This is a genomic window from Kitasatospora sp. NPDC001527, assembly GCF_040298605.1.
Classification (GTDB): domain Bacteria; phylum Actinomycetota; class Actinomycetes; order Streptomycetales; family Streptomycetaceae; genus Kitasatospora.
In genome coordinates, this window is sequence record NZ_JBEPAM010000025.1 from 18,393 (window position 1) to 30,714 (window position 12,322).

At 73.2% G+C, this 12,322-nt stretch carries 14 protein-coding genes and 2 pseudogenes; 7 read left to right on the top strand and 9 right to left on the bottom strand.

Translation table 11 applies throughout. The features are described 5' to 3' along the window. Positions 1–106: 106 nt before the first annotated feature. On the bottom strand, positions 107–1,114 hold the full coding sequence (locus ABT238_RS22175; protein ID WP_350779269.1) for a threonine/serine dehydratase: 1,008 nt from the start codon (positions 1,112–1,114) through the stop codon (positions 107–109). A gap of 62 nt (positions 1,115–1,176) precedes the next feature. On the opposite strand from ABT238_RS22175, the gene ABT238_RS22180 reads away from it, so the two are divergent. After that, on the top strand, positions 1,177–1,812 hold the full coding sequence (locus ABT238_RS22180) for a TetR/AcrR family transcriptional regulator (protein ID WP_350566963.1): 636 nt from the start codon (positions 1,177–1,179) through the stop codon (positions 1,810–1,812). A gap of 206 nt (positions 1,813–2,018) precedes the next feature. On the opposite strand, the gene ABT238_RS22185 is transcribed toward ABT238_RS22180, so the two are convergent. After that, the gene (locus tag ABT238_RS22185) at positions 2,019–2,561 is read right to left on the bottom strand and encodes a GNAT family N-acetyltransferase (protein WP_350779311.1); all 543 of its coding nucleotides are present in this window, start codon (positions 2,559–2,561) and stop codon (positions 2,019–2,021) included. Positions 2,562–2,738: 177 nt separating this feature from the next. Between ABT238_RS22185 and ABT238_RS22190 the strand changes: the two genes are divergently transcribed. After that, positions 2,739–2,936, top strand: coding sequence for a hypothetical protein (locus ABT238_RS22190; RefSeq protein ID WP_350566969.1), 198 nt, complete (start codon positions 2,739–2,741; stop codon positions 2,934–2,936). Positions 2,937–3,077: 141 nt separating this feature from the next. On the opposite strand, the gene ABT238_RS22195 is transcribed toward ABT238_RS22190, so the two are convergent. Then, positions 3,078–3,440, bottom strand: coding sequence for a hypothetical protein (locus tag ABT238_RS22195; protein ID WP_350779347.1), 363 nt, complete (start codon positions 3,438–3,440; stop codon positions 3,078–3,080). 637 nt (positions 3,441–4,077) lie between these two features. On the opposite strand from ABT238_RS22195, the pseudogene ABT238_RS22200 reads away from it, so the two are divergent. Then, a pseudogene (locus ABT238_RS22200) lies at positions 4,078–4,347 on the top strand (helix-turn-helix domain-containing protein); the annotation flags it as partial. A 21-nt stretch (positions 4,348–4,368) separates the two neighbouring features. On the opposite strand, the gene ABT238_RS22205 reads toward ABT238_RS22200, so the two are convergent. From ABT238_RS22205 to ABT238_RS22215, 3 genes are all read right to left on the bottom strand, one after another. Next, positions 4,369–4,737: a hypothetical protein gene (locus tag ABT238_RS22205; RefSeq protein ID WP_350779368.1), complete on the bottom strand. Its 369-nt coding sequence runs from the start codon at positions 4,735–4,737 to the stop codon at positions 4,369–4,371. 125 nt (positions 4,738–4,862) lie between these two features. Continuing rightward, on the bottom strand, positions 4,863–5,339 hold the full coding sequence (locus tag ABT238_RS22210) for an SSI family serine proteinase inhibitor (RefSeq protein ID WP_350566977.1): 477 nt from the start codon (positions 5,337–5,339) through the stop codon (positions 4,863–4,865). Between the two features lie 110 nt (positions 5,340–5,449). Then, positions 5,450–6,388, bottom strand: a complete 939-nt coding sequence (locus ABT238_RS22215; RefSeq protein WP_350779420.1) for a helix-turn-helix transcriptional regulator — start codon at positions 6,386–6,388, stop codon at positions 5,450–5,452. Between the two features lie 62 nt (positions 6,389–6,450). Here ABT238_RS22215 and ABT238_RS22220 point away from each other — a divergent pair, with 62 nt between their 5' ends. Next, the gene (locus ABT238_RS22220) at positions 6,451–6,999 is read left to right on the top strand and encodes an NIPSNAP family protein (protein ID WP_350566982.1); all 549 of its coding nucleotides are present in this window, start codon (positions 6,451–6,453) and stop codon (positions 6,997–6,999) included. Positions 7,000–7,043: 44 nt separating this feature from the next. Here the strand turns inward: ABT238_RS22220 and ABT238_RS22225 are convergent, their stop codons facing one another. Both ABT238_RS22225 and ABT238_RS22230 read right to left on the bottom strand, forming a co-directional pair. Continuing rightward, positions 7,044–7,277 (bottom strand): DUF397 domain-containing protein, encoded by a 234-nt coding sequence (locus ABT238_RS22225; protein ID WP_350566985.1) that lies wholly within the window; start codon positions 7,275–7,277, stop codon positions 7,044–7,046. Further along, positions 7,274–8,134, bottom strand: a complete 861-nt coding sequence (locus ABT238_RS22230; RefSeq protein ID WP_350566987.1) for a helix-turn-helix domain-containing protein — start codon at positions 8,132–8,134, stop codon at positions 7,274–7,276. Before ABT238_RS22230 ends, ABT238_RS22225 begins: the two co-directional genes overlap by 4 nt. A 305-nt stretch (positions 8,135–8,439) precedes the next feature. Between ABT238_RS22230 and ABT238_RS22235 the strand changes: the two are divergent. The 3 genes and pseudogenes from ABT238_RS22235 to ABT238_RS22245 form a co-directional block, all read left to right on the top strand. After that, a pseudogene (locus ABT238_RS22235) lies at positions 8,440–8,763 on the top strand (ATP-binding protein); the annotation flags it as partial. Between the two features lie 549 nt (positions 8,764–9,312). Further along, positions 9,313–10,122: an alpha/beta fold hydrolase gene (locus tag ABT238_RS22240; protein ID WP_350566989.1), complete on the top strand. Its 810-nt coding sequence runs from the start codon at positions 9,313–9,315 to the stop codon at positions 10,120–10,122. A gap of 62 nt (positions 10,123–10,184) precedes the next feature. Beyond that, positions 10,185–10,784 (top strand): hypothetical protein, encoded by a 600-nt coding sequence (locus ABT238_RS22245; RefSeq protein WP_350566992.1) that lies wholly within the window; start codon positions 10,185–10,187, stop codon positions 10,782–10,784. Between the two features lie 66 nt (positions 10,785–10,850). On the opposite strand, the gene ABT238_RS22250 is transcribed toward ABT238_RS22245, so the two are convergent. Then, positions 10,851–12,062 carry a hypothetical protein gene (locus tag ABT238_RS22250; protein ID WP_350779539.1) on the bottom strand — a complete coding sequence of 404 codons (1,212 nt, stop codon included), beginning with the start codon at positions 12,060–12,062 and terminating at the stop codon, positions 10,851–10,853. Positions 12,063–12,322: the final 260 nt, after the last annotated feature.

The window sequence follows — 12,322 nt, forward strand, 5'->3', positions numbered from 1 at the left end:
GCCGCACGAGACCGTGCTCAGCCTGCGCGAGCCCGGGCTCGCCGCTCCCCGCACCGCTGCGCGTTCAGGGAGCGGCGCGGCGCGGCGGTTCGGCCGTCGGGAGTGGTCACGGCGCGGCCGGGGTGGCGAGGGTGGCCGGGTCGGTGTTGGCGCCGCACAGGACGACGCAGACGCGTTCGCCGTCGGCGGGGCGGTAGCCGTGCTCGCCGTCGTCGCCCTCGCTTTCGCCGCTACCGCCGTTCGGCTCGGTGAGCAGGGCGGCGAGGGCCGTGGCGGCGCCGTGCTCGACGGCGATCCGGTGGTCCTCCCAGAGCGCCTGCCGGGCCCGGACGATCGCCGCGTCCGGGACGAGCACGGACCGGACGCCCTCGCCGCGCGCCGCCTCCACGGCCAGCGCGGTGGCACGGCGGGCGCCGAGCGAGTCCCCGGCCACCGAGTCGACCGTGACGTCCACCGGCCGGCCCGCCGCGAGGGCGGCGTGCAGCGCGCGGGAGCGCTCCGGTTCGACCGCCACCACGCGGACGCCGTGCTCGCGGGCGGCCGCGGCCACCCCCGCGAAGAGCCCGCCGCCGCCGACCGCGACCAGCACCGTGTCCAGGCCGGGCAGCCGCTCGTGGATCTCCTCCAGCAGGGTGCCCGCGCCCGCCGCGATCAGCGGGTGGTCGTAGGCGTGGCTCGCCAGCGCCCCGGAGGAGGCGGCGAACTCCTCGCAGGCGGCCAGTGCCTCGGCGTACTCCGCGCCGACCAGCCGGACGTCCGCGCCGTACGGGCGCAGCCGGGCGATCTTCACCTGCGGCGCGGTGGCGGGCAGGAACACGGTGGCCCGCACGCCCTGCTGCCGCGCCGCCCACGCGCAGGCCAGCCCGGCGTTGCCGCCGGAGGCGATGGTGACCCCGGCGTCCGGCAGCGAGCCGTCCTCCCGGTGGGCCTGCAGGAAGTTCTGCGCCCCGCGGGCCTTGAAGGAGCCGGTGTGCTGCAGGTACTCCAGGGCGAACCACGGGCCACGGCCGTCCCCGGCGCCGCTGCCCGGGGCGAGCGCCACCGGCCGTACCCGCCCCGCGATCCGCTCCGCGGCCGCCTTGATGTCGTCGTAGCCGAGCTGCTGCTGCCCCATGGTGCGCCGCCTTCACCTTCGCGTTCCGCCGTACCGGTACGGCGTACCGTACGCTGTCCCGTATGCCTCGGCAATCCTCAGCCCTCGACCGTGCCACGCCCGAACGCATCGCCGTCGCAGCCCTGGCGATCGTCGACGGACAGGGGCCGGCCGCCCTCAGCTTCCGCACCCTCGCCGCCCGGCTGGACATCTCCGTCGCCTCGCTCCAGCGCCGCTGCACCGACCTCGCGGGCCTTCTCGACCTGGTCACCGACCACCTCGCCGAACGGCTGCCGGTCATCGCGCCGGGGACGGCCTGGGCCGACGCCACCGAGGCCCGGTTCACCGCGCTCTACCGCCTGCTGACCGCCCACCCCGGCCTCGTCGCCCTGCGCGGCAGCCGCCCGTGGCTCGGCCGCAACCTGCTCGCCCGCCTGGTGGAACCGCAGCTCGCCGACAGCCTCGCCGCCGGCCTGGCCCCCGCCGAGGCGATGGCCGCCTACCGGCGGATGTACCTGCTCACCCTCGGCAGCGCGAGCTTCGTCGACCACCGCGACCCCGCCGCCGGCCGCGCCGCGACCCGCACCGCCCTCGCCGCCCTGGACCCCGAGGAGTTCCCCGCCCTGACCGGCCACCTCACGGAGTTCCTGCCGGTGGTGACCGACCACGAGGTCTACTACGTCGCCCTGCGCCAGCTGATCACCGCTGCCGCACCCTGAAGCGTGTTGCAGAAGTCCGCGGATGGGCAGGTCGGTGGGCGCCGCCAGTATCCGGGAGGTGTCGTGGGACGGCGGACGGAGCCAGGGTATGGGCGGCGCGGACGAGGCAGAGGTCAAGCGGAAGCTGGGGATCGACACCTGGCGAAACATCTCCAAGGACAGGGAGCCGGGAGCGGCGGGAGGCCCTCCACGACCGCCTTCAGGCTTCAGGCCTGCGAGCCCGGCTTCCAGTCCCGGGCGAGGAGGCCGAGCACCACCTGGTCCAGGAACTCGCCCAGCACCCAGGCCGAGGAGCGCAGGACGCCCTCGCGGACGAAGCCGTTGCGCTCGGCGGCGCGCAGCATCGCGGTGTTGTCCGACAGCGTCTCGACCTGCAGCCGGTGCAGGCCCCGAACGACGAAGCCGTAGTGACAGAGCGCCGCGACCACGTCGGTGCCGTAGCCCTTGCCGCGGGTGGACGGCAGCAGGCCCAGCCCGACGTACGCGCACCGGTTGTGGGTGTCGATGCCCCACAGCGTCGCCGTGCCGACCAGCGTGCCGCCCTCCAACTCCACCACGGAGAAGGGGACGTGAGCCGGGTTCGAGTCGTCACCGACGAGCCGCGGGTCCTTCGAGCCGGGCGTGATCGGCCGCCACGGCCGGCCTTCGGCGCGTGCGGAGTTGACCACGTCGTCGTAGAGCTCGGTCCGCAGGATCGGGATGTCGTCCTCGTGGCGGGCCCGCAGCCCGATCCTGTCGCCTCGAATCATGCGAGCTTCCTATCCGGCGGGACCGGTCGGGCGTAAACGATTTCGGGCGCCCGCGCGGTAGCCCCGTGTCCGGCCTGCGTGTCCGGCCTGCGTGTTCGAGTAGCGGAACCGGCGCCGCGCCTGGGAGCATCTCCGCAACCGTACGGGAACGAAGAATGAGGCAGGGAGGCGGGCGGCATGATCGGTGTTCTGCTGATCGGCATCCTCGCACTGACCGTCGGAGGCTGCGTCTGCGTGGTGTGGGCCGACCGCGGCGGCCCTCGGTGGACCCGCGCCGTGGCGGTCGCCACCGTCGGCGCCGGCCGGATGGTGCGCGGCTACCAGAAGGCCAACCGCCACCAGGCCAGCAGCGGCAACGGCGGCGACGGCGACTAGTACGGCCCGAGGTCCTGCCCGCACACCGTGTGGCGGTGAGCGGGCAGGCTTCGCGGCACGGAAGGCATCCGACCGCGCGCGGCGGCGCGTCCCGCCGTGCAGTCATGGGAGGGAGCTTCGGGGCGTGGAGCAACGGTCTCGTCAGCCGTCGTTGTAGACCCAGGGGCTCAGGGCACTGCACGAGGTCGCGGTGCAGGCCTTGTAGGCGATCCTGCTGCCGTAGCCGCCGAGCGCGTTGAGGCTGCTGTTCTCGTAGAAGTCCTTGTTGCAGACGCCCCAGGTGCTCTCGCCGAGGTTGTTGATGCACTCGCCCGACCGGTAGTCCACCCAGCTGCCGCTCGAGTTCTTGAGCTGGTTCACCCATCGCATGGACGTTTGACTGTCCTCGTAGAACGACCTGGTCACCCACAGGATGTCGCCGTACTTCTCGAAGCAGACCCAGCCGAGCCCGCTGCCCGGGTACGTGAGCTGGTACGCGCACTGGGCGGCGCCATCGGAGGTCACGCCGGCATAGTTGGTCTCATAGCCTGCCGCGTTGGCGGAGCCGGCCGCGCCGAACGTGGTGACGGCCACGCCCAGCACCATGGCTGACGCGGAGACGCCCAGACGGAACTTGCGCTGCATGTGATTCCCTTCTGCGTACGTTTCTCGTGCGAGGACACGACGAGTGGGCGCTTGACGGCCCTCGTGGTGACTGCGGCCCTTGGGGGCGGCGGGGGCGGTCGGTTCGCCTGCCTCCGCGCGAGTCGCCCGTCGTCGCCGGCCGGAGGGCCCGGACGGGACGGGCACAGTGCGGCCGACCCGGGCTGCGGGTTCGTGTCGCGGCCTCCTTGCTCCTGCCCGACGGAGATTGGCACTACGGGAGCAGCGGATCAAGGTGAACGAGCTGTCCCGGACGGAGTGTTGCTGTCCCGGGCCGGTCACAGACCTGTCCGGGACGGGGCCGGACGGCGGCACGGGGCGGAGAGCGAGTGCCTGCTCCCGGGCCGGTCATGTCGTCAGGGGCGGCGGGACGCCGGTGGTGCGACGCCCTGCGACCCCGTTGGCCCCGCTGCGCCCCGGGCCCCCGCGCGCCCGGACGCCCCGGGGCCCAGGAGTCAGGCTCCGTGCCGGGTGGTGAGGTGGCGATCCGGCGGTTCCCGGGGCTGGCCCGCGCACCTTCTTCCGCCGGCTCCAGGCCGCCACCGGGACCACCCCGCTCCAGTGGCTGCTCAACCAGCGCCTCGCCCGCGAGCAGTCCCTGCTGGAGGCCACCGACCTGCCGGTGGAGCGGATCGGCGAGCGCGGCGGCCTCGGCAGCGCCACCAACCTGCGGCGTCATTTCACCGCGCGCGTCGGCGTCACCCCCACCGAGTACCGCCGCGCCTTCCGCTCGCCGGCGGTCCCGGAGGGGGCGGGCCGGTCCTTCTGACGAGGTGCCGGGGGCCGCCCGTCAGAGCCGGCCCGCCACCCGCTGGACGCGCATGCCGACCGACCGCCAGAGCCAGCCCACCGAGAGCGGCAGCGTCACCAGCCCGACGCCGAACGCGTCGCGCATCCGGTTCTTCGCGAAGCCGGCGCACGTGTCGATGTCCTCGCCGCTCGAGGTGAAGTCGAAGAACACCGGCGAACCGCAGTGCACGCTGTAGCCGTTCGGGTAGGTGTGGGAGAGCGGGAGGAAGGCCAGCCCGACCGCCCACAGCCACACGGCGAGCGCCAGCAGCCCCAGCGCGTGCACCCCCCACCCCTGTGCACGGTAGGCGCGTTGCCACGCCCGCTCGTCCCGCGCCCGCAGGTACGCGTCGATCTCCCCGGTCTCCATGCTCTTCCCCCGCTCCTGTCACGACCACGACGGCCGAGGAGAGCATTCCAGGTCGCGCTCCCCGGCCGTCGGCGGGGTCGGTCGGTCCGGGTCGGTCAACCGGAGCCGGGCCGGCCGGGGTCGGGTCAGAAGTCGAAGAACGCGCCGGCGGTGCGGAGCAGGACGCAGTGGTTGCCGTAGGTGTGCTGGTACGACAACGGCCGGCCCCGGTAGGTGCCGGTGGCGGTCACGGTGTACGGGTCGTAGAGGTCGGTGCAGACGCCCGGGTTGACGTTCAGCTGGTCGAGGTCGCCGTTGACGGACTCCAGCAGGCGGCAGGCCGTGACCGGGTCGGGGTGGGTGGTGACGCTGTCCGGCGGGCAGTCGAGGATGGCGACGTGGGGCGTACCGGAGGTCGGGGTCCGGCCGTGTGTCACCGTGAGCCTGAGACTGGCCTCGGCCTGCGCGGCGGCGGGCGCGGTGGCCGGTGCGGCGGGCGCGGAGGAGGTGACGCCGGTGCCGGGGGCGGGGAACGGGACGGGGGTGATGGCGTTGGCGGTGCCCGCGAAACCGGCGGTGAACAGGGCGGTCGCGAGGAGGGCGAGGGCTCGGGTCGTCTTCACGCCCGACGCAACGATCCGCCGCCGGACCGGTCACGGCTCGCCGGCGGATCGGAGTGGGAAGTCGGCCGGTCCGACTTCCTGTGCCGCGGTCTGGTGCGGTCGGTGACCGGTCACTCCTGGTAGCGGGCGGCGAGCGTGCGGACGGTCGCGGCGATGCGGTCGCGGAGTTCGGGAGGGGACAGGACTTCGATCTCGGCGCCGAGCCGCAGGAACTCCCCGTGCGCGTGCTCGACCGACTCGATGGGCACCCGCGCCTGCGTCCAGCCGCCCTCGCCCGAAGGGATGACGCCGAGCCGGCGCGCGCCCTCGGCCGTCACCCGGACGAGGGCCTCGCCGGTGTGCAGCCGGGCCCGGAAGTCGGCGAGGTGGGCGCGCCAGTGGGCGGGGAGGTCGAAGCCGTCGGGGGCGGTGAACTCCTCGTCGAGGCGGCGGAGGGAGAGGATCTGGTCCACCCGGTAGGTGCGCGGGCCGGTCGCCCCGCCCGCGACCAGGTACCAGCGGCCGGCCTTGAGCACGAGTCCGTACGGCTCCACCCGCCGCTCGATCTCCTCCGGGGCCCGCCAGCGCCGGTAGCGCAGCAGGAGCGCCCTCCGCTCCCAGACGGCGCCGGCGACCTCGCCGAGGTGCGGGTGCGGCGCGCGGTCGGCGTCGCCGTACCAGCCGGGCGCGTCGAGCAGGAAGCGTTCGCGGATCCGCCCGGCGTGCGCGCGCGGCTCGGCGGGGAGGGCGGCGTGCAGCTTGAGCTGGGCGGTGGCGAGCGCCTCGCCGAGGCCGAGCTGCGCGGCGGCGCCGGGGAGCGCGGCGAGGAACGCCGCCTGCGCCTCCTCGCCGGTGAGCCCGGTCAGGCGGGTGCGGTAGCCGTCGACGAGCCGGTAGCCGCCCGCGTGTCCGGCGGCGCCGTACAGCGGGATCCCGGCGGCGGCGAGGGCGTCGACGTCCCGGTAGACGGTGCGGACGGAGACTTCCAGTTCGGCGGCGAGCTGCTGGGCGGTCATCCGGCCGCGGTTCTGGAGCAGGAGGAGGAGAGTGAGGAGTCGGCTCGCGCGCATGGGGAGAAGTATCCGGTTCTGCTGACAGGAGGTGTCAGTGGAGCGTGGCTAGCCTGCGGCGCATGATGATCGTTGAACTCCGTCAGTACACCCTGCACCCGGGGGCGCGCGAGACGCTGATCGAGCTGTTCGAGCGCGAGTTCGTGGGAGGACAGGAGGCCGCCGGCATCGCGGTGGGCGGGCGGTTCCGTGACCTGGACGACCCCGACCGCTTCGTGTGGCTGCGGGCGTTCCCGGACATGGCGAGCCGTCGGCGGTCGCTGGAGGCCTTCTACGGCGGCCCGGTCTGGCGGGCGCACCGGGAGGCGGCGAACGCGACGATGGTGGACAGCGACGACGTGCTGCTGCTGCGGGGGCCGGGCTTCACGCCCGTGCGCGGTGCGGGCGAGGTGCTCGCGACCGTCTGCCACCCTGCGGAGGCGGAGGCCTTCGACGCTTACGCCGCCCGCCACTTGGCCCCGTCGCACGCCCTCCACCGCAGTGAGCACGCGGTGAACGACTTCCCGGCCCTGCCGGTGCGGGAGGGCGAGGACGTGCGGGTGTGGTTCGGCCCGGCGGAGTCGCCTCCGTGGCGGGCGCGGCGGCTGAGGCTGGAGCCCGTGGAGCGGTGAGGCGAGGGAGTGGGAAGTCGGCGGGGCCGACTTCCCACTCCGGGTCAGGCGGTGAAGTCGGGGGAGTGGTTCTCGATGGCCTTGACGAAGGCGGCCCACTCGGCGTGGTCGAAGGCGAGGTGGGGCCGGGTGGGGTTCTTGTCGTCGCCGAGCCAGACGTCGCCGTTGGGAAAGCGGGCGATGATCACGCAGTCGCCGTTGCCTTCGGCAGAGAAGGGGGACTTGGTCCAGGAGGCTTCGGCGGGGTTGTGGTTGTAGGGGTCGTGCTTCTTGCTCACGTCAGCTCTTCCAGCTTGCGTTCGAGGGCGGCGATGGTGTCTTCCGGCGACAACGCGAACTGCTCGACGCGCACGAAGGTCCTCTCGGCCCGTTTGACGTCGCGTCCCGTTCGCCTGGGGAGCATACCGCCGATGGCTTCCACGAAGACGAAGCCGTCGGAATGGTCGTCAGGGAAGTGCATGAGGGTAATTCCCGAGGCCAGAACGCCGGGCCGTCCGGCGCTCAGCGGCACCATGCGCAGGGTCACATTCGGGTAGTTGGCGACCTCGATCGCATGCCGGATCTGGTCGGCCAGAACCGTTTGGTCGCCCGCGATGAGCAGAGCGACCTCGCCGAAGTAGGCCTTGAAGTCGAGTGTCGGATCCTCGGTCAGCCTCCGTTGACGCAGGACGCGGACCTCGGCTCCGGCCTCGACAAGCTCGTCATTGGGTGCATCGACGCCCGCCGCGATCATCTCGCGCGCGTATCCCTCGGTCTGGACGAGACCGGGGAACGCGGACGGGAAGTAGTTCTGTATGTGGGATGCGTCGGCTTCCAACGCCAGGTACTCGGCGAAGGCCGGCGTGATGGTTTCCGCGTAGTCCAGGTCGCGCCACCACTGCTTGGGCGGGCCGTCTCCGAGCAGACTCTCCAGGTCCTCACGATCCTGACCCGTGACACCGGCGTGGTCGAGCAGCTTGGTGAGGTCGGCGCGGGCGATCTGTTGCTGCGCTCGTTCGATTCTGCTCAGCCGACCGGGGCTCCAACCCTTCAGGCCCTCCGTCATGTCGACGAGGGTCCTGTTGTTCTCCAGCCGCCAGGCGCGCAGCTCGTCGCCGAGACGGATCTGCCTGATCGCCGACAGTTGCTTGCTCAAGTGGTGCCCCTCCCTTCGGGTATGGATGTCCAGTCTCACCAGATCGAGGCCGTGCGCTCAAGTCCGGTTCAAGATCAATTAATTTCTTCTGGCAATGCTGTTGCAGTTTCGATTTCGGATGCCCCACACTCAACGTGACCGAACGGACACGCTCCTGAAGGGGCCTCGCCATGTCCACTTTGAGCAGACCTGTCCTCCGCACCTGGGAGACCTCCCGCACCGAGCACGGCACCTCGGTGCGGGCCGCCCGCCACCAGATCCGTGACCGGCTCACCTCCTGGGGATGATCCGGCGAGCGGGTCGACGACCTCGTTCTCATCGCCTCCGAGCTGGTCACCAACGCCGTCGTCCACGCCTGCCAGGGCCACGGCGAAGTCCGGCTCTACCTCCAGGAGTTCGACGGCGACTGCCGCCTCGAAGTCTGGGACCCGCGCCCCGACCTCCCGCTGCGGGAGCGCCGGGAGCGCCGGCCGCACCGGCTTCACGAGGGCGGGCGCGGCATCGACCTGGTCCGCCGACTCGCCTTCGACTTCGGCGTCGTCGTCCGCCGGGGCACCGGAAAGCGGGTGTGGGTACGGGTGTTGCTCGCCCCCGACGCCAGTCCGCCACCACCGCTCCGGAGTCGCTGACCATGCACCCCGCCGCCATCGCCTTCCAGACCCCGCCCGGCTGCACGCGCGCTGGGAGATGGCGGGCGTCCGACGCCTCACCCTCCGGCCGGGGTGCGAGACCACCGTCGTCGTCCCCGACGACGCCTGGCAGCCGCTCCCGGACGGCTACCCGGAGCGGTTCGCGACCCCGCCTCCGGCCTGCGCCTCGGCCTGCGCCTCGGCCTGCTGCACGTCGACAACCACCAGCCGCTCCCGTAGCGGGAACGCGAGAAGGGGCCCGCCGGCGGCTCTGCGTGAACCTCGGGCCCGGCAGCAGCCACCTCCTCCTCGCCGACACCGACATCAAGTGCTGCGGATCGACCCCGGTGAGGGGTGGTTCGCGCCCACCGCCGTGCTGCCGTACGACGAGTCGACGGCGGAGCGGCCGCTGCCCTCCGTGACCGCCTCCTGGCTCGGCCACGGGGGACCGGGGGCTCTTCGGTCCGCTCATCCGACCGGGGTGACGGGGGTGTGTCACGCTGGTGGATGGGGCGGTGCCGGTGCACGACCGAGGTCGGGAGGCTCGCGATGGCCGAGATCAGGGTGAACGGGGTGTCGCTGTACTACGAGACCCGGGGTGCCGGGCCGGGACTGGTGCTGGTGCACGGGTCGTGGACGGACGCCGACAGCTGGTCGCGGGTGCTGCCGGGGCTCGCCGAGGAGACGACCGCGGTGGCCTACGACCGGCGCGGGCACAGCCGCAGCGAGGACCTGCTCACCCAGGGTTCCGTGTACGAGGACGCCGCCGACCTGGCCGGTCTGATCGTCGGCCTGGGCCTCGCGCCCGCCTACGTCTGCGGCGACTCCTACGGCGGCCTGATCGCGCTCCGGCTGGCCGCCGCCCGCCCCGACCTGCTGCGCGGCGTGGCCGTCCACGAACCCCCGGCGACCGGCACCCTGCTCGCCGATCCGGAGCTGCGCCCGCTGGGCGTCGCCTTCGCCGAACGGATCTCGGCCGTCCGCGAACTCCTCGAACAGGCCGAATCGGCGGCCGGCGCCGAGCGCTACGTCGACACCATCGCCCTCGGCCCGGGGGCGTGGGAGCAGCTCCCCGCGCCCGTCCGGCACACCTACATCCGCAACGCGCCGACCTACCTCGACGAACTGCGCGACCCGGACGCCCTCGACCTCGACCTCACCGCCCTCAACCGCTTCACCGAACGCGTCCTGCTCACCCAGAGCGACGACAGCGAGCCCATGTACGGCGAGATCCTCGACCTGATCGACCTCTCCCTCCCCAAGCCCGAACGCCACGTCTACGCCCACGCCGGTCACGCTCCGCATCTGTCCGAACCCGAGGCATGGGTCCGCACCACCCTCCCCCGCGCCCTGGGGTGAACCCCATCACGGGGGCGCGAAATCCTTGGCGCGCGCCGGTGTCGTCTGGCTACAGTCCGAGCATGATCAGCAACGACGCGGCCCGTCTCGGGGCCGAGGCCGCCCGCCGCCTGCGGGACGCGGACTGCTGCACCATCGAGCCGGGCCTCTCCGGCGAGGAGTTCGACCGGATCGAGGCCTCGTACGGCTTCCGGTTCGCCGACGACCACCGCGCCTTCCTGGCCGCCGGGCTGCCGGTCGCCTCGCCGCCGCAGGACGGTGCCACCTGGAAGCAGCCCTGGCCGGACTGGCGCAACGGCGACCCCGACGACCTCCGCCGCCGCCTCGCCCTGCCCGCCGGCGGAGTGCTCTCCTCGGTCGACCACGGCTACTGGCACGAATCCTGGGGCGAGCGGCCCGCCGACCCGGCCGCCGCCCGGTCGGTCGCCGAACAGCGGCTGGCCGGGGTGCCCCGGCTCGTCCCCCTCTACGGCCACCGCTTCCTCCCCGCCGGCAGCGGGACCCACGGCCACCCGGTGCTGTCGGTCTGGGGAACGGACATCATCTCCTACGGCGAGGACCTCGCGGACTACGTCTCCCGTGAGTTCGACGCCGCCTACCGGTTCCCGGCCGGCTGGGATCCGGTCGCCACCGTCGCCTTCTGGCGCGACTTCGTCGAGTAGACCGCGTCCGACCCGACCCGACCCGACCCGGCCCGACCCGACCCGACCCGACCCGGCTCGGCTCGCTCAGGCGAAGCGGTTGAAGACGTCGTGCCAGGTGGTGAGGGTCTGGGCGAGCTGGGAGGAGGTGGCGGCGGCGCCGGTGAGGGCGGCCATGGCGAGGCGGGCGCGGCTGAGGGCGCGGGGGCGTTCGGGTTCGGCGGCGGCTTCGGCGACGTCGGCGACGTGGTCGAGAAGCCGGGCGCGCAGGTCCTCGGCGAACGCGCGCTCCAACTGGACGGCGGCGGTGAGCTGCTGGAGGGCGGTGGCGAGGTCGCCTCGGCCGTCGCGGTCCAGGGCGCCGATGCTGACCTCGATGCCGCGGACCGTCTCGGCCACGACGATGCTGCTGCCCGTCACCTGGCTGTTGATCGCGCCGACGTTGCCGTGGACGGTGACCGGCGCGGGCTGCGGGCCCTGGCCGGAGGCTTCGATGTGGTCGGGCATCCGCTGCTCCAGCTTCTCTAGGTATTCCAGGCCGAGGGTGAGGTAGGCGCCGGCCGCGGCCGGCGGGTGGGGGACGGTCCGTCTGACGCAGTGCCGCAGCCCGTCGGTCAGCTGCCGCAGGCCCTGGCCGGCGTCCTCGTCGGTGAGGCCCCGGTCGAGGACGCCGGCGGTCGCCGCCACCCAGGCCCGGATCGCGGGCACCACCGGGTGCCCGGCGGCCGCCGCGTGGCGCAACGCCTCGCCGGCGGCGCGCTGTTCGGCGATCTCCTCGCACAGCGCGCGCCCGACGATGCCGTGCCGCAGCAGGCCGTGGCGCGGTGGGTTCCGCTCCGCGGGGATGTCGAGCACCGGCCGTTCGATGGCCAGCCCGGAGCACAGCTCGGCGATCCACTGGGCACGGTGGAGGGCCGTGTTCAGCGCGGCCTCGAACTCCCGGCGCGAGGCGATACCGGCGCTTGCCGCCTGGAAGCGCTGGCGGTCCAGCGCCGAGAGCGCGAACAGCGCCCCGTCGGACCACGATCCGTCGAAGGTGTAGCGGTAGACGACGGCGTCGTACCCGGGCGGCATCTGGTCGCGCAGCGCCCACCGGCAGGCGCGCCGGACGGCGTTGACGGCGTCCGGCTTCGGCCGCCCCAGCAGCCCGATACCGTCCCGGCGCCACGGCCGGAGGTACGCGGTGACCTCGCGCGCCTCCTGCGCACGGTTCGCCAGAAGTCCGTACAGCCGCCGGCAGACCAGCTCGTCCTCCTCCCGGAGCACCCGCCTGGCCGCAGCCCCCGCCCCCACCTCCATGCCCGCCATGGTCCCCTCGGCGACCACCCCTGACAAGGGCCCCCGGACCGGCCGCCCGGAACTGTTCCTCCGCGATCCGATCCGATCCCGACCGCTCGAACGGAGGCCCCTCAGGTGGACCAGCACCAGGCGTGGGGAGCGCTCTACGACGAGCTGATGCTCGACGCTCCGTCCGTGTCGACGAGACGGTGCCCGTCCTGCGGCGAACCGTCGAATCTCCGGCTGCTCTACGTGCTCCAGGAGCCACTCGACGCGGAGTC